Source organism: Cellulomonas algicola, from assembly GCF_019024305.1.
Lineage (GTDB): Bacteria > Actinomycetota > Actinomycetes > Actinomycetales > Cellulomonadaceae > Cellulomonas > Cellulomonas algicola.
Genome location: NZ_JAHKSJ010000002.1, coordinates 334,917 through 349,470 on the forward strand (window position 1 = coordinate 334,917; position 14,554 = coordinate 349,470).

General features: G+C 76.4%; 16 protein-coding genes. 11 read left to right on the forward strand and 5 right to left on the reverse strand.

What is annotated here, in order from left to right:
- Nucleotides 1-69: 69 nt before the first annotated feature.
- The 8 genes from KOV94_RS01520 to KOV94_RS01555 all read left to right on the forward strand — a co-directional run bounded on the left by KOV94_RS01520 (nt 70) and on the right by KOV94_RS01555 (nt 5,877).
- A complete protein-coding gene (locus KOV94_RS01520) occupies nt 70-417 on the forward strand; it encodes a PadR family transcriptional regulator (protein ID WP_200829733.1) in 348 nt (115 codons plus the stop codon).
- A complete protein-coding gene (locus tag KOV94_RS01525; protein WP_124343267.1) occupies nt 417-959 on the forward strand; it encodes a hypothetical protein in 543 nt (180 codons plus the stop codon). Before KOV94_RS01520 ends, KOV94_RS01525 begins: the two co-directional genes overlap by 1 nt.
- The gene (locus KOV94_RS01530) at nt 956-2,227 is read left to right on the forward strand and encodes a hypothetical protein (RefSeq protein ID WP_218051035.1); all 1,272 of its coding nucleotides are present in this window, start codon (nt 956-958) and stop codon (nt 2,225-2,227) included. The genes KOV94_RS01525 and KOV94_RS01530 overlap by 4 nt, the downstream gene beginning before the upstream one ends.
- 107 nt (nt 2,228-2,334) lie before the next feature.
- Nucleotides 2,335-2,604 carry a phosphoribosylformylglycinamidine synthase subunit PurS gene (gene purS, locus KOV94_RS01535; protein WP_124343269.1) on the forward strand — a complete coding sequence of 90 codons (270 nt, stop codon included), beginning with the start codon at nt 2,335-2,337 and terminating at the stop codon, nt 2,602-2,604.
- On the forward strand, nt 2,601-3,296 hold the full coding sequence (purQ, locus tag KOV94_RS01540; protein ID WP_124343270.1) for a phosphoribosylformylglycinamidine synthase subunit PurQ: 696 nt from the start codon (nt 2,601-2,603) through the stop codon (nt 3,294-3,296). Before purS ends, purQ begins: the two co-directional genes overlap by 4 nt.
- Entirely contained in the window at nt 3,296-4,303 is a 1,008-nt protein-coding gene (locus KOV94_RS01545; RefSeq protein WP_218051036.1) for a GNAT family N-acetyltransferase, read from the forward strand. Before purQ ends, KOV94_RS01545 begins: the two co-directional genes overlap by 1 nt.
- 19 nt (nt 4,304-4,322) lie before the next feature.
- A complete protein-coding gene (locus tag KOV94_RS01550; protein ID WP_124343272.1) occupies nt 4,323-5,051 on the forward strand; it encodes a DUF72 domain-containing protein in 729 nt (242 codons plus the stop codon).
- 187 nt (nt 5,052-5,238) lie between these two features.
- Nucleotides 5,239-5,877, forward strand: coding sequence for a hypothetical protein (locus tag KOV94_RS01555; protein WP_218051037.1), 639 nt, complete (start codon nt 5,239-5,241; stop codon nt 5,875-5,877).
- Between the two features lie 25 nt (nt 5,878-5,902).
- Here the strand turns inward: KOV94_RS01555 and KOV94_RS01560 are convergent, their stop codons facing one another.
- On the reverse strand, nt 5,903-6,313 hold the full coding sequence (locus KOV94_RS01560; RefSeq protein ID WP_124343274.1) for a cupin domain-containing protein: 411 nt from the start codon (nt 6,311-6,313) through the stop codon (nt 5,903-5,905).
- A 170-nt stretch (nt 6,314-6,483) separates the two neighbouring features.
- Between KOV94_RS01560 and KOV94_RS01565 the strand changes: the two genes are divergently transcribed.
- The 3 genes from KOV94_RS01565 (at nt 6,484) to KOV94_RS01575 (ending at nt 9,796) form a co-directional block, all read left to right on the forward strand.
- Nucleotides 6,484-7,500, forward strand: a complete 1,017-nt coding sequence (locus KOV94_RS01565; protein WP_124343275.1) for a 3-oxoacyl-[acyl-carrier-protein] synthase III C-terminal domain-containing protein — start codon at nt 6,484-6,486, stop codon at nt 7,498-7,500.
- 4 nt (nt 7,501-7,504) lie between these two features.
- On the forward strand, nt 7,505-8,341 hold the full coding sequence (locus tag KOV94_RS01570) for an MBL fold metallo-hydrolase (protein WP_124343276.1): 837 nt from the start codon (nt 7,505-7,507) through the stop codon (nt 8,339-8,341).
- Nucleotides 8,342-8,512: 171 nt separating this feature from the next.
- Nucleotides 8,513-9,796 carry a F390 synthetase-related protein gene (locus tag KOV94_RS01575; RefSeq protein WP_160142850.1) on the forward strand — a complete coding sequence of 428 codons (1,284 nt, stop codon included), beginning with the start codon at nt 8,513-8,515 and terminating at the stop codon, nt 9,794-9,796.
- Nucleotides 9,797-10,078: 282 nt separating this feature from the next.
- Here the strand turns inward: KOV94_RS01575 and KOV94_RS21095 are convergent, their stop codons facing one another.
- From KOV94_RS21095 to KOV94_RS01595, 4 genes are read right to left on the reverse strand one after another with little or no spacing between them, the layout of a single operon-like run.
- On the reverse strand, nt 10,079-11,344 hold the full coding sequence (locus KOV94_RS21095; RefSeq protein ID WP_124342314.1) for a glycosyltransferase: 1,266 nt from the start codon (nt 11,342-11,344) through the stop codon (nt 10,079-10,081).
- Nucleotides 11,341-12,087: a hypothetical protein gene (locus KOV94_RS01585; protein ID WP_218051038.1), complete on the reverse strand. Its 747-nt coding sequence runs from the start codon at nt 12,085-12,087 to the stop codon at nt 11,341-11,343. Before KOV94_RS01585 ends, KOV94_RS21095 begins: the two co-directional genes overlap by 4 nt.
- Complete coding sequence (locus KOV94_RS01590; protein WP_218051039.1) at nt 12,084-13,463, reverse strand: glycosyltransferase; 1,380 nt, start codon at nt 13,461-13,463, stop codon at nt 12,084-12,086. Before KOV94_RS01590 ends, KOV94_RS01585 begins: the two co-directional genes overlap by 4 nt.
- On the reverse strand, nt 13,456-14,418 hold the full coding sequence (locus KOV94_RS01595) for an NAD-dependent epimerase/dehydratase family protein (protein WP_124342317.1): 963 nt from the start codon (nt 14,416-14,418) through the stop codon (nt 13,456-13,458). The genes KOV94_RS01590 and KOV94_RS01595 overlap by 8 nt, the downstream gene beginning before the upstream one ends.
- Nucleotides 14,419-14,554: the final 136 nt, after the last annotated feature.

Consider the following 14,554-nt stretch of genomic DNA (forward strand, 5'->3'; position numbering starts at 1 on the left):
CCGGCTGACCTGCGCGTCCACCCGTGTGAGGGATGGTACCGATAGGTCGTCGCGCGATATATATCGGTCATGACGTTCCGCATGACCGAGCAGGCGTACCTGGTCATGCTCGCGCTCGCCGACGAGCCGCGGCACGGGTACGGCGTCGTGCAGGAGGTGCGCACGCTGTCGGACGGCCGCGTCCGCCTCGGTGCCGGCACGCTGTACGGCGTCCTCGACCGCCTCGTCGACGTCGGGTACGCCGAGGCGTCGGGCGAGGTCGTCGTCGACGGACGCGTCCGCCGCTACTACCGGCTGACCCCCGAGGGCCGCGACGTCCTCACCGTCGAGACCACGCGGCTCGCCGACCTCGCCCGTCGCGCGCAGCGCGTCCTCGCCGCTCCCGTCCGCCCGCGCCCGCTGCTGGGCGGCGCGTGATGGCCCGCGCGGTTGAGGACGCCTTCGAGCGTTCCGCCCGACGGTGGCTGCGCGCCTACCCGCCCCGCTGGCGCCGCGAGCGCGCGGACGAGGCCGTCGCGCTGCTCGCCGACCTGGCGCCCGACGCCCGCCGGGTCGACGTGCGCACCGCCCTGGGGCTGGTCCGGAGCGGCTGGTCCACCCGCCGCCGCACGCGACCGCCGCTGCGGACGTTCCTCGCCTTCCGGTTCCGTGGCCGGCTGCCCGGCCCCGAGCACGCCGCCTGGCTCGAGGACGACGTCACCGGGCGGTGGTTCCACGCCCGTGCCGCACTCGCGCAGGTGCTCGTCGTCGGCCTCGTGGCGTGGGGCGTGGCAGCCGTCGGGTGGTTGTCGTGGGAGGCAGTGCTCTTCGGCTCCGTCGTGATGGTGCTGTCCGAGGCCGTCCGCGCGACGCGGCGGATGCTGCGCCACGAGGACCCCCGCCGGCCGGCGGTCGCGGGCGACGTCGGCCGCTTCGGCCCGTACGTGCGGCTCGACCCGCCGGACGGGGGTGCGCGGTGAGCGCACAGCCGCCGGTCGTCAGCCCCGACGGCACCGACGCCCCCGACGGGACGGACGGCACGGATGCCGCCGACGGCCCCGACGTCGCGGGCTGCCCCGACGCCACGGACGGCGGCGCGGCGGCCGGCACGTCTGCCACGCCCGATCACCTCGCAGCCCTGCACCCCGAGACGCGTGCCGTGACGTTCGTGCGCTCGGCGCAGCGCTGGCTGCTCGCCTACCCGCCGTCGTGGCGCACGCGGCACGGTGCCGAGCTCGTCGACGTCCTCGCGGACCTCGCGGAGCCGTCGGCCACCCGCGTCGACACCCGGACTGCGGCGGGGCTCGTCGTCGGCGGTCTGCGCACACGGTGGCGCACCGGACCGCCGCCGGCCGCGCGGCTCGCCTTCTGGGTCTTCGACACCCCGCCGTCGGCGCGCTACGGCGACTGGCTGCGGGACACGGTCTCGGCCCGCCGGTTCCGCATGATGCGGTGGCTGCGCGGGTGCACCCCGGCCCTCCTGCTGCTCGCGGTCCCCGGCGTCCGCGACGACCCCCGGTCGGTCGTCGCCCTCGTCGCGCCGGGCGTCGCGCTGTACGGCGTCCTCGTGCTCCTGACGAACGGGGAGCGGACCCGCCGCTGGATGACGCAGCGGTTCGTCGCGTCCCGCGGCCCTGAGCCGGGGACACGGCTGCCCGTCGTCGTGCTGCCGCGGCAGCGAGTCGCGGCGGTGCCGTCGACCGTGGCGGCGCTGGTGGTCGTCGGCGTCGGCGCGGTCGCGTGGTCCGTCGCCGGCTGGCTCGTCCCATCCGTCGTGACGTGGGTGTCGTGCCCGACCGACGGACTGCCGGTGGTCGCGTGCGCGGAGAGCGTCACGATGCCCCGCACGTCGCCGACGGGGTGGCTGGTCACGCTCGCGGCGTCCTGCGTCGTCGGCGGTCTCCTGGCGCTCGGGGCGTGGCGACGCCTGCGACGCGTCCTGCCGTCGCTGCCCGATCAGCCGTGGCGCGAGGTCGTGCCGCTCGTCCGGACGGCGCCCGTCGGCGTTGCCGTCGTCGCGGCGGCGATCGTCGCGTCGGCGGCATGGGAGGTCGTCGGGATCGGCGTCCTGACGTTCTCGGCCGTCGCCGCGCCCGTCTGCGTCGCGGCTCTGCCGGTGCTGCTCGTCCTCCGGCGCGCCGCGCGCCGCACCGCGCACCTGACGGACGTGGCGGCCGTGGACCTGTGGGCGGTCGTGCTGCGCGGTCGGCCGCCGCGCGTCGACGAGCCGCAGCCCGGGCTCGTCTGACCGGACGCCGGCCGTGCCGGTCGCCTGTCGGACGCCGACCGGGTGCGCCGTCGCCGGTCGGTAGACTCGCCGCGATCCCCACCGCCGCGAACTCAGGGAGCACCCCCGTGGGACGAGTCGTCGTCGACGTCATGCCGAAGCCCGAGATCCTCGACCCGCAGGGCAAGGCCGTCGCGGGTGCGCTGCCGCGCCTCGGCTTCGCGCAGTTCTCGTCGGTCCGTCAGGGCAAGCGGTTCGAGCTCGAGGTCGACGGTCCGGTGACGGAGGAGGTCCTCGCCGCAGCCCGTGCCGCGGGCGAGCAGGTCCTGTCGAACCCCGTGATCGAGGACGTCGTCGCGGTGTACGAGGACACGGACGCCGAGGTCGCGGCCCGATGAGCCGCATCGGCGTCGTCACCTTCCCCGGCACGCTCGACGACCGCGACGCGGCGCGCGCGGTCCGGCTGGCCGGCGGCGAGCCCGTCGCGCTGTGGCACGCCGACGCCGACCTGCACGGGGTCGACGCGGTCGTCCTGCCCGGCGGCTTCTCCTACGGCGACTACCTGCGCGCGGGTGCGATCAGCCGCTTCGCGCCCGTCATGGGCGAGATCGTCGAGGCTGCCCACAAGGGCCTCCCTGTCCTGGGCATCTGCAACGGCTTCCAGGTCCTCACCGAGGCGCACCTGCTGCCCGGCTCGATGATCAAGAACGACCACCTGCACTTCGTGTGCCGCGAGCAGGTGCTGTCCGTCGAGCGCACGGACACCGCGTGGACCAGCGACTACGCGCAGGGCGAGCACATCACGATCCCGCTGAAGAACCAGGACGGCCAGTACGTCGCCGACGAGCGCACGCTCGACGAGCTCGAGGGCGAGGGCCGCGTCGTGTTCCGCTACGAGGGCTGGAACCCGAACGGGTCGCGGCGGGGCATCGCGGGCATCAGCAACGCCGCGGGCAACGTCGTGGGGCTCATGCCGCACCCCGAGCACGCGGTCGAGGCGGGCTTCGGCCCGGACGGTGCCCAGGGTCCGCGCACGGGCACGGACGGCCTGCGGTTCTTCACGTCGGTGCTCAAGGCGCTCGTCGGCTGATGACGGCGGACGCCCCGGCCGTCACGGTCGACGTCGTCGCCTGGGACCACCCGGACGTGGTGCGGCTGCGCGACGCGCAGCAGGCCGAGCTGCGCGAGCGGTACGGCGAGGACGACATCGGTCACGCGATGTCGGGCGACGACATCGTCGGTGTCGTGCTGCTGCACGCGGACGGCGAGCCGGTCGCGATCGGGGCCCTGCGTGACGTCGACGCCGTGTACGACGACCTCGAGCCGCAGACCGCCGAGGTCAAGCGCATGTACGTCGTGCCGGAGCACCGCGGCCGCGGCTACTCGCGCCTCATCCTCACCGAGCTCGAGCGGCTCGCGACCGCGCACGACGTGCGCTGCCTCGTCCTGGAGACGGGCCCGCTGCAGCCCGAGGCGATCGGCCTGTACCTCCGGGCCGGCTTCTTCCCGATCGAGAACTACGGCGAGTACGTCGGCGTCGTGGACTCACGCTGCTTCGCGAAGTACCTCGTCCCGGTCCCGCAGGCCGAGCGTGCCCCGCGCTACGAGGGTCGCGTGACGATCGAGCGGACCGCGTGGGACGACCCCCGCGCGCTCGAGCTGCGGCGGGCGATGCACCGGTTCAACGGCTGGCGCTACCCCGAGCTGCAGCCGCTGTGGGACGCCGCGGGCGGCTTCGACGGCGACGACGCAGCGCAGGGCGTCGGCGTCCTGGTCGTGCTGCTCGCGCTCCTCGACGGCGAGCCCGCCGGGCACGTCGCGCTGCGCGGTCCGCGGGACGGCCAACCGGAGGGCTCCGGCGAGGTCAAGAAGCTCTTCGTCGACGACAGCGCCCGCGGCGCCGGTCTCGCGCGCACCCTCATGCGCGCGCTGGAGGCGGAAGCCCGCGCGGCCGGCATGACGTCGCTGCTCCTGCAGACCGGCGTCCGCCAGCCCGAGGCCGTCCGCCTCTACGTCGACGAGGGCTACCGGCCGATCGCGCCGTACAAGCCGTACGTCGGCGACCTGCTGTCCCTCTGCTTCGCGAAGACGCTCTGACGGCGGCGCGGGGGCTGGCGTGACGATCCGCGTCGGGACGTCGGGCTGGTCGTACGACCACTGGGAGGGCGTGCTCTACCCGCCGGGAATGCCTCCGCACGACCGGCTCGCGCGGTACGTGCAGGAGTTCGGCACCGTCGAGCTCAACGCGTCGTTCTACCGCTGGCCGCGCGACGCGACGTTCGCGTCCTGGAACCGCCGCCTGCCCGAGGGCTTCACGATGTCCGTCAAGGCGTCACGCGGGCTCACGCACGCGAAGCGGCTCTACGCGCCCGAGGTGTGGTCCGAGCGGATCGCCCGCTCGTGGCACGCGCTGCGCGACCGGCGCGAGGTGCTGCTCGTGCAGCTGCCGCCCGACCAGCAGCGCGACGACGCGCGCCTCGACTGGTTCCTCGGGTCGCTGCCGTGGTGGGTGCGGGTCGCCGTCGAGCTGCGGCACCCGTCGTGGCAGCACGACGACGTCTCCGCGATCCTCGAGCGGCACGGCGCCGCGTCGTGCGTGATGAGCGGCGCCGGGCTGCCGTGCGTGCTGCGCGCGACCGCGCCGTTCGTGTACGTGCGCCTGCACGGGCCCGACCAGCAGTGGCTCTACGGCGGCTCGTACTCCGACGACGACCTGCGCTGGTGGGCGGACCGCGTGCGCGAGTGGGACGCGCAGGGTCGTGACGTGCTCGTCTACTTCAACAACGACGGCGACGGGAACGCGGTGCGCAACGCGCGGACGCTGCGCTGGATCCTCGGCGTCTGACGCCACCCGACCCGGCGTTCTCGGCATGTGAGCGGGTTGCCGACAGGGGTGGTGCGCGGCGACGGGCTGCGGTTAGCCTTCCCGCATGTCCTCGTCCCGGGTGTGTTGTCGCTGAGCTGACGACCTCGCGCGCCCGCGGCCCGACGGCCCTCGCCGCGCACCCCGTACGACCTGAGGACCTCCTCCCGTGACCCAGCTCCTTGCGCGCACCCGCGCGCCGCACACCCGCACCGTCGCCCGCCCGCACCGTCCTGCGGTGCTGCCCGCCCGCCCTGACGCGGTCGCCGCCGAGGCCGCCCCGGTCGTCGAGCGCGTCGCCGTCGACCGGGCGGGGCGCACGACCGTCGAGCCCACCTCCTCCGCGACCCGACCGCAGGGCGTCGAGGTCGTCGTCACGAGCGCCGCGCTGGACGACGTCGCGCTCCTGCGGTCCGCCGCCGCGGCCGACACCGTCCGCATCCGCCACTCGCCCACGCTCGCGACGCCGACCGCGGTCGACGCGCTCGTCGCGGTGCTCGAGGGCCACCTCCTCGCGACCGGTCGTCGGCGCGGTGACGTCCGCGTCCTGCTGGAGGTCGAGACCGTGGTCGCCGACGACGAGCTCGACGCCGCCCGCCGCCGCGCGAACCTGTCCTACGCCGAGGCGTTCTCCGGGTTGGCGTGGCGACCGTCGTCGACGTGGCTCGTCGGCACGGCCGAGCAGGTCCGCGCGGATGCCGCCGCGCTGGTCGCCGCCACGGGCGTCGACGAGGTCGTGCTCGCCCTGGTCGGGCGCTCACGCGAGCACGTGGGCCGTCTCGGCGCCGCGGTCGCCACCGCCGCCTGACGGGCGGCCGAGGACGCGTCCCGCCTCACGGGGACTGGGAGGGCGCCTCGTGTCCCGGTGGCCGTCCCTCGCCGAGCTCGCGCAGCGGCTGCGTGCGGTCGCCGCCCGCGTCCCCGGTGTTGACCGTCCCGACGCGCTCGATCAGCACGGCCCGGACCTCGCCGTGCGCGAGCGGGCAGTGCTCGACGCCGCGCGGGACGACGAACACGTCGTCGGGACCGAGCTCGACGTCGCCGTCGCGGAGCTGGATCGTCAGGCGCCCGGACACCACGAGGAACAGCTCGTCGGTGTCGGGGTGGGTGTGCCAGACGAACTCGCCCTCGAGCGTGACGACCTTGACGTCGTGGTCGTTGACGGTGGCGAGGCGGTGCGGCTGGAACGGCGCCGGCAGGGCGTCGAGCGCGCTGCGGACGTTGCGGACCCCGTCGTGCGTCATGGCACGACCGTAGGGGCGGCGCGTGCGCGGCCGCGACGTCGTCGGGCGGACGAAGTCGGAGGAGCTCTCGGCGGTGGCGCCCGGCGACGTTCGGGACGTCCGTGGACGACTCGGGCGGGCCTGTGGAGAGGCGTCCGACGAGCGGTGGCGCGCGTGGCATCCTGGCCCGCGTGCCACGCCAGAGCGCCGTCCCGTCCCTGCCCGTCCGGGTGCTGGGGACAGGTGCCCACCGCCCCTCCCGCGTCGTCCTCTCGTCCGAGCTGGACACCGCGCACGGGCGCGACGCGGGCACGTCGGAGGCGCGGTCCGGGGTGCGCTCGCGGCGCTGGGCGTCGGCGGAGGAGACGTCGTCGGTGATGGCGGCGGCGGCGGTGCGGCAGGCGCTCGACGCAGCCGGGCTCGACGTCGGGGACCTCGACGCGGTGGTCGTGTCGGCCGTCGCCCCCGAGCAGCCGATGCCGACGACCGCGGTCCTCACCGCGGCCCACCTCGGTGTCCCGGGCGGGCGGGTCGCGGCCCTCGACGTGAACGCCTCGTGCGTCGGATTCCTCTCCGCGCTCGACCTCGCGTCGGCTGCCGTCGCCGTCGGGCGGTGGGAGCGGGTCGCGGTCGTCGCGACCGAGATCGCGTCGAAGGGGCTCGACCACCGGGAGGTCGAGGGGTCGGCGCTGTTCGGCGACGGTGCCGCCGCGGTCGTCGTCGGTGCGGCGGCGCCGGACGACGGGTCCGCGGTGCTCGCGAGCGCGTCGGGGGTGTGGCCGGACGCCCGGTCCGCCTGCCGGATCGACGCGGGCGGGACGCGGTTCAACGTGACCACCCCGCCCGACGACCCGTCGGCCTACCTGTTCCGCATGGACGGTGCCGCGCTGCTGCGGCAGGTCGCCCGGCACCTGCCCGGCTTCCTCCGTGACCTCGAGCGTCGGGCAGGCCTCGGCGTCGACGAGGTGGACGTCGTCGTGCCGCACCAGGCGAGCGCCGTGGGCCTGCGGTACCTGCGCGAGCGCGTGGGCGTGCAGCCGGACGCGGTCGTCGACATCCTCGCCGACCACGGCAACCAGGTGTCCGCGTCGGTGCCCACGGCCCTGCACCACGCCGTGACGTCGGGCCGGCTGCGCCGGGGGCAGACGGCGCTGCTGCTCGGCACGGGCGCAGGGCTTGCCCTGTCGGCCACGATGCTGCGGTACTGACGCCATGACCGTCGAGCTGACGTTGCTGGAGGCCGGGCACACCACGCACAGCGCGGGCGTCGCCCGACGCGGAGCCGGTCGTGCACCCGTCCGGTTCCCCGCGCTCGTCGGGGTCGTGCGGCATGCCGGCGGTGTCGTGCTGGTCGACACCGGGTACGCGCCGCGCGTCGTCGAGGCGCTGTCGCACGGGATCGACCGCGTCTACGGCGGGCTGCTGCCCGTGCACGTCGGGCCGGACGAGTCGGCGGTCGCGCAGCTCGCCGCGCGGGGGATCGACGCGGACGACGTGACGCACGTCGTCGTCACGCACCTGCACGCCGACCACGTCGGTGGGCTGCGCGACTTCCCGGCCGCACGCGTCGTGGTGGCGCGGCGGGCCGTCGACGAGATCGCGCGCGTCCGGGGGGTCGGGCGTCTCCGCCGCGGGCTGGCCCCGGTGCTGCTCCCCGACGACCTGGCCGACCGCCTCCTCGACCCGATGACGCTCCCGCGTGCGGACGACGCGGACGTCGAGCCGCTGGGCGGCGCGCGGGACCTGCTCGGTGACGGGACGGTCGTGGTCGTGCCGCTGCCGGGGCACGCCACCGGCCACCTCGGCGTCCTCGTGCGGACGGCCACGCGCGACGTGCTGCTCGTCGGCGACGCCGCCTGGGACCGTCGCGCCGTGACGCACCGCGAGCTGCCCGCGCCCGTCGTCCGGCTGCTGTCCGCCGACTGGCCCCGGTACACGCGGACCATCGACGCCCTGCACCGCCTGGCGGAGCGGCGGCCCGACCTGATCGTGCTGCCCGCGCACGACGAGGCCGCGATCGCCGAGGCCCGCGCCGAGCTGGCGACGTGAGCCGGCCGCTCGCCGCCCGTGCCCCGCACCCTGTCCGTGGCACGCCGGCGGACGCGTCCGCAGACCGGCGCGTCCCGGAGCGCCAGCCGTGAGCCGGGCACGCGTCGCCCGGCGCGGCGCGCCGGGACGGCGACGGACGTCCGCGGACGGGGTGGCCCGGGAGGTGCGGGCGTGAGCCGGGCACGGGTCGTGTGGCACTACGCGCGGGCGCGGCATCGGACGTTCGCCGGCCGGGCCGCACTCGAGGCGTGGCAGGACCGGCACCTGCGTCGGGTGCTGCGGCTCGCCCCGCGCCGGTACGCCTTCTACGCGGGGACGACGCCGCGCGCGCTCACCGACCTGCCGGTCGTCGACAAGGTGGACGTGCTCGCGCGCTTCGCCGACCTCAACGTCCGTGGCGTCGGCCTCGACGAGTGCCTCGCGGCCGCCCGGTCCGCCGAACGGGGACGCGACTTCGGCACCACCCTGCGCGGGCTCTCCGTCGGCCTCTCCTCCGGGACGACAGGCCGGCAGACCGCGTTCCTCACGTCGGCCGCCGAGCGCGACCGGTGGGCGGGCGAGGTCCTGGCCCGCACGCTCCCGGACGGTCTTCTCGCCGGGGCTCGCGTGACGCTCGTCCTGCGCGCGGGCGGGCCGCTCTACGAGAGCGTCGACGGCGGACGCGTGAGCTTCCGGTTCGTCGACCTCGCGCTCGACGAGGACCGCCTGCTCGACGAGATCCGCGCCGCCGACCCGACCGTGCTCGTCGCGCCGCCGTCCGTGCTGGTCGCGGTCGCCCGTGCAGGGCTCGGGCTGCGACCGCAGCGGGTGCTGTCGGTCGCGGAGGTCCTCGACCCGCACGACGCGGCGGTCGTCGAGGACGGGCTCGGCGTGCGGGTCGACCAGGTCTACCAGGCCGCCGAAGGGTTCCTCGGGGCGAGCTGTCGGCACGGGCGGCTGCACCTCGCGGAGGACCTCGTCGTCGTCGAGCGGGAGGACGTCGGCGGCGGACGGTTCGTGCCCGTCGTGACCGACCTGTTCCGCAGCAGCCAGGCCGTGCTGCGCCGCCGGGTCGGCGACGTCCTGGTGCCCGACGAGGACCCCTGTCCGTGCGGCTCCCCGATGCTCGCGGTCCGCGAGATCGTCGGCCGGTCCGACGACGTGCTCTGGCTCGCGCGAGCGGGCGTGGCGGCGCCGGCCCTCGGATCGTTCCACCCCGACTTCGTCCGGGCCGCGGTGCTCGCGGTGCCCGAGGTCGACGACTTCCGCGTGGACCAGACCGCGACCGACGCCCTGCGGCTCGCCGTCGAGCCCGCGACTGCCTTCGACGCCGCCCGACGCTCGCTCGAGCGCGCGCTCGCCGACGCCGGGCTCGCCGTGCCGTCGGTCGTGCCCGGCGAGGTCGAGCCGCGGGACCCGCTCGTCAAGCGCCGACGCGTCCGGCGCGACCCCGCCGTCCCCGCCGGGGCGTGCTGACCTCGGCGCTCGGCGCGACCCCCAGCCGTCCCGGTAGGGCGGGCGTGCTGACCTCGGCGGCCGGGCCCGACCCCGAGCCGTCCCGCAGCAGCACGCGGACTCCGTCGCTCACGTCGCCCGGCCGCCGGACGGCGACGGGCGCCCGCGGGTTCGCGCGAGACCGAGCCGTCTCGTGGGGCCGCGCGTGTCGACCCGACACGCGGGCCGCCGTGCGAGCTCCGAGGTCGTGCTCTCGCGTCCGCGCTGTTCGTCGGGCGCGATGCCGTGGCATGCGGGACGGGGTCAGCGACCGTCCGCGGTCCGGTGGCCCTTCAGCGCGTCGTCGATCGCGTCGGCGACCCCGGCGACCGGGTCGTACGTGGCGGCCGCGGTGGCGAGCGCGTCCAGCTGAGAGCGGTCGGAGTCGAGCACCGCGCGCACGGCCTCGGCGACGCGGCGGCCGTCCAGGCGCCGCACCCGGACGCCCGCACCGGCCGCGACGATGCGTGCGGCGAAGTCGAACTGGTCGTAGTCCTGCGGGCACACGACCGCGGGGACGGCGGCGCGGATCGCGCTGTAGGTGATGCCCGCGCCGCCGTGGTGCACGACGGCCGCGCAGCCGGGGAGGACGTCGTCGTAGGGGAGGTGGGCGTAGACGTGCACCCGCCCGTCGACGACGAGCGGGTCGGGGGAGCGTCGGGCCGCGTCTCCCAGGCTCACGACGACCTCGTGCCCGGGCAGGCCGTCGGCCAGCGCCCGGGCCTCCTCGACGAGTCGGTCCTTGGCCCACGGCAGGTGCGTACCGAGCGTGACGAGCACGCGTGCGCCGCTGGGGAGGTGCGGCGCGGCTCCTGCCTCCGGGGTGCCGGTGACCGGGCCGACCATGCGGAACGCCGCGGGCCAGTCGCGGTCGAGCTCGAGCTCGGTCATCCCGAGCCCCAGGATGTGGGTCGGCGAGTAGGCGGCCTCCGACCCGTCGGCCCGGTAGACACCCGTCCCGGCGGCGCGGAACGCGGGCGCGAGGACGCGCTGCATCGCCCGCTTCGTCACGCGCGTGGCGGTGCGACCGACAGCGTCCCGTACGCGGTGGCCCGCGTGCCGGGCCGGTCCCCAGCCGCCGCAGTAGGAGGGCGTGCCCGTGCGCGTCTCGAGCGCGAACGGGGTCGGCATGGTCGTGAGCCAGGGCAGACCGTGGTCGAGCGCGACCATGCCCGCGACCGGTGCCGTGAAGTCGGCGAGCACGGCGTCGGGACGGTCCCGCCGGACCAGGGCGTCGATCTCCGAGCGGGCGCGGGGGAGCAGGCGCAGGTTCGCCGCGAGCTGGCGCGTGAGCAGCAGCGGGTTCGACCGGACCGGCCCGTTCGTGTCGGCGATCCGGTCGAACACGTGCGGGTCGTCCGGCAGGAGCGCGTCGGCGGCGAAGCCGTGCTCCCGCAGCAGGTCGACCTTCGTCGCGCCCGTCGCGAAGCGGACGTCGAACCCGCGGTCGCGCAGGCCGCGGCCGAGCGTGACGAGCGGGTTGAGGTGGCCGGCGAACGGCGGCGCGACCAGCAGCAGCCGGGCGCTCACGACGCACCCCGCGGTCGTGCGTCGCCACGTCCGCGCTGCGCGGAAGGTCCGTCGCGACCGCGGTCGCCGGCGGGGTGGGCCACGGCGACGTCGGCGGTGGGCGGTGCCGACGGGCCGCTGTCGCGCGGACGACCGACGAGGCGGCGCACCGCGTCGATCGCCGCGGGGGACGTGGCCGCCGCGAGGTGCCCGCCGGGCACGTCGACGTCGACGTGCCCGCGGAAGCCCCACCGGCTGAGCGGGTCGGCGGAGCCGCGGACGGCGTGCACCGTCCACACGCCGCCCGGCGGCGGCAAGGCGCCGACAGGCCCGAGGCCGACGACGTGCACGTGCAGTCCGTCGGGCACGACGACCAGCGGTGCGGCCGCCGCGGCCATCCGCGCACCCGTGCTGCCGCAGAGCAGCAGCAGGTCCTGACGTGTCCGGTCGAGCAGCGCCTGGAGGTGCCGGGCGGTCTCGCGCGTGAACGCGGTGACCGGCCGCGCCGCGGCCCACTGGACGGCGTTCCGGGCCGACGCGACGACGAGCGGCGCGGCGCGGTACGGCGCGACGGCGCGGTCGGTCCACGGGAAGCCGACGCGCACGGGCGTCCAGCCGTCGACGGCGAGGGCGTCGAGCACCGCGTGCTGCGCGGGCGAGAGGGCGGAGTGCGTCCACGAGCTCTGCCCGGTGAGCCACGCGACGCGGGCGTCGACGACGTCGGCCACCGGGCGCGCCGACGCGTGCGCGTCGAGCCACCTCACGGCGCCGACCCGATCCCGACGCGCACGCGGCGCCCGCGCCATGTCACGGTCCGAGGACCGAGCTGTGCCGCGAGGGCCTGCAGCGGCGCGAGCACGGCGGCGACCGGCTCGAGCAGCACGCCCAGCCACCCCGCCCCCACGCCTGCGTTGGCGGGCGGCCCTGCCTGGATCGGCGACGCCATGTGGTCGGCCGAGGCTGCGTCCGGTGGCATGGCGGCCGTCACCTGTCGGCGCAGCGCGCGGGTGACGAGCGCGGAGACGGCGAGGGCGGCGACCGCAGCGCCGACGGCGGCGAGGGAGCCGGAGGCGACGGCGAGCGCGACCGTCGCGAGCGGCAAGGCCGTCGGGACGAGGACGAGCAGCAGGAGCCGCGCCGAGAGGTCACGGCGGACGACCTCGCCGGCGAACAGGAGCCAGCGCCGGACGATCCGCAGGTAGGCGGCCGCGCCCGGGACGGTCGTGGCGACGAGTGCGGGCTGCGCGGTCTGGACGACCCTCAGGCCGTGCGCGCGGAACAGCCGGGCGAGCGCGTAGTCGTCGCACGTGGCGGTCGCGAGCGCGGGGAACCCGCCGACCGCCTCCAGCCGGTCGCGCCGGAGCGCCACGACCATGCCGTTGATGCTGACGGGAGGCCCGACTCGCGCGAGCGGCAGGTAGGTCACGAGGGCCGAGCCGTTGACGAACGCGGCGAGCAGTCGGGACCAGAGCCCGCCCTGCTCGCGGTAGACGGGGACGCCGGTCGCGAGGTCGGCGTCGGCCAGCGCCCCGACGAGCCGTGCGAGCCCGCCGGCGGGGAAGGCGGTGTCGTCGTCGAGCAGGACGACCGTGCCGCTCTGCACGTCGGCGAGCGCGAGCTTGTGGATCTTGGGGTTGACGCCGGGCTCCGGTGGCGGGCACACGACGACCTCGACGTGCGGGCGTCGTGCGCCCCCGCCTCGCACGGCACCGACCTCGTCGACGACCTCCGGGGCGGGGGCGCGCCGGGCGGCAGCCGTCGCGGCGGCGGGCACCTCGGCGGCGTCGATCAGGACCGCAGCCTCGTGCGCGGTGGCCTGCGCGGGGGCGGCATCGACCGGGACGGCAGCATCAGGGTCGGTGGCCTGCGCGGCGGCGGCCGTCGCCGCGGCACGCCCGGCCGTGTCGTCGTGGTCGACCAGCAGCAGGACCCGGGCGGGGGCGAGGGTCCGGACGGAGGACGCGAGCACGTCGGGCAGCAGGGGGTCGCCGGAGCGGACCGCGACGAGGACGGTGACGTCGGCGAGGTCCTGCGCGGGTGCGACACGGGCGGGCGAGGCGATCGCGGCGGCGGCGAGGCTGCCCCGGACGGCGGTGAGCACCACGAGGAGGGCCGCGACGGCGAGCGCAGCCTCACCCATGCGCGCGCACGAGCCGGTCGACGCTCTCGTCGAGCGACACCGCGGGGGCGCCCAGGTCGCGCAGCGTCCGCGTCATGTCGAACGTCTTGGACCGCGAGAGCACGGACACCCCGAAACGCGTGATCGGCGGCTCGCGCCAGCCGAGCAGCGTGGCCGACACCTGCTCCCCGGCGCCCGCGAGCGCCCGGACGACCGACGGCGGGACGTGGAGTGTCCGCGGCCGGGCGCCGAGCCGCGCGAGGATGCCGAGCAGGAACGGGTAGAGGTCGACGGGCTCGGCGTTCGTCAGGTGGTACAGCCCGGTGGCGCCGCGCTCCACGGCCTCGTTCACGTAGTGCGCAGCGGTGTGGACGTCGGTGAGGTCGGTGCGCACGGGCGGCCCGTCGCGGCGCTCGAGCACGGGCAGCAGCCCGCCCTGCGCGAGCCGCAGGATCCGGGGCAGGAGGACGGTGTCGCCGACGCCGAACACGGCCCGCGGTCGCACGACCACGTGCGGGCCGGGGTAGCCGTCGACGACGCGCTCGGAGATCCGCTTGGTGCGCGCGTAGGCGTTGAGCAGCTCGTCGTCGGGCGGGACGGGGCTGTCCTCGGTGAGGTCGTGCTGGTCCTCGTCGCGGTAGAGCACGGACGACGACGAGACGTGCACGAGCGGTGGCGCACCGTGGTCGGCGGCCCACCGCGCGACGTGGCGGGTCGCGTCGACGTTCGCCGCGACGAACGCGCGCGGGGGTGCCCAGGGGGACGCGAGCGCGGCGCAGTGCACGACCGCGTCGACGGGCCCGGGGACGGCGTCGTCGGGCAGCGGGCGGGACAGGTCGTGCCGGACGTAGGTGTCGACGTCGTTGGTCGCGGTGGCCGACCGCCCGAGCCCGACGACGTCCCAGCCGCGCGCGTGCGCGTCGGCGACGATCCGCGTCCCCAGGAAGCCGTTGGAACCGGTGAGCAGGAGACGCATGCCGTGGAGGATACGGCGGTCACGACGTCGGCAGTCCGGTCCTCCACAGGCGTGTCCCCGTGGGAGCGTCGGCGGCGGATCCGGAGTCACGACCACCGGGTGGTGCGCCGCGCACGCACGACGCACCACCCGGTCA

Coding starts and splice junctions, on each gene's coding strand:
- KOV94_RS01525 (WP_124343267.1), top strand. CDS start 417: ATGGCCCGCGCGGTTGAGGACGCCTTCGAGCGTTCCGCCCGACGGTGG.
- KOV94_RS01590 (WP_218051039.1), bottom strand. CDS start 13,463: ATGGGTGAGGCTGCGCTCGCCGTCGCGGCCCTCCTCGTGGTGCTCACC.
- KOV94_RS01595 (WP_124342317.1), bottom strand. CDS start 14,418: ATGCGTCTCCTGCTCACCGGTTCCAACGGCTTCCTGGGGACGCGGATC.
- KOV94_RS01560 (WP_124343274.1), bottom strand. CDS start 6,313: ATGACGCACGACGGGGTCCGCAACGTCCGCAGCGCGCTCGACGCCCTG.
- KOV94_RS01570 (WP_124343276.1), top strand. CDS start 7,505: ATGACCGTCGAGCTGACGTTGCTGGAGGCCGGGCACACCACGCACAGC.
- KOV94_RS01520 (WP_200829733.1), top strand. CDS start 70: ATGACGTTCCGCATGACCGAGCAGGCGTACCTGGTCATGCTCGCGCTC.
- KOV94_RS01545 (WP_218051036.1), top strand. CDS start 3,296: ATGACGGCGGACGCCCCGGCCGTCACGGTCGACGTCGTCGCCTGGGAC.
- purQ (WP_124343270.1), top strand. CDS start 2,601: ATGAGCCGCATCGGCGTCGTCACCTTCCCCGGCACGCTCGACGACCGC.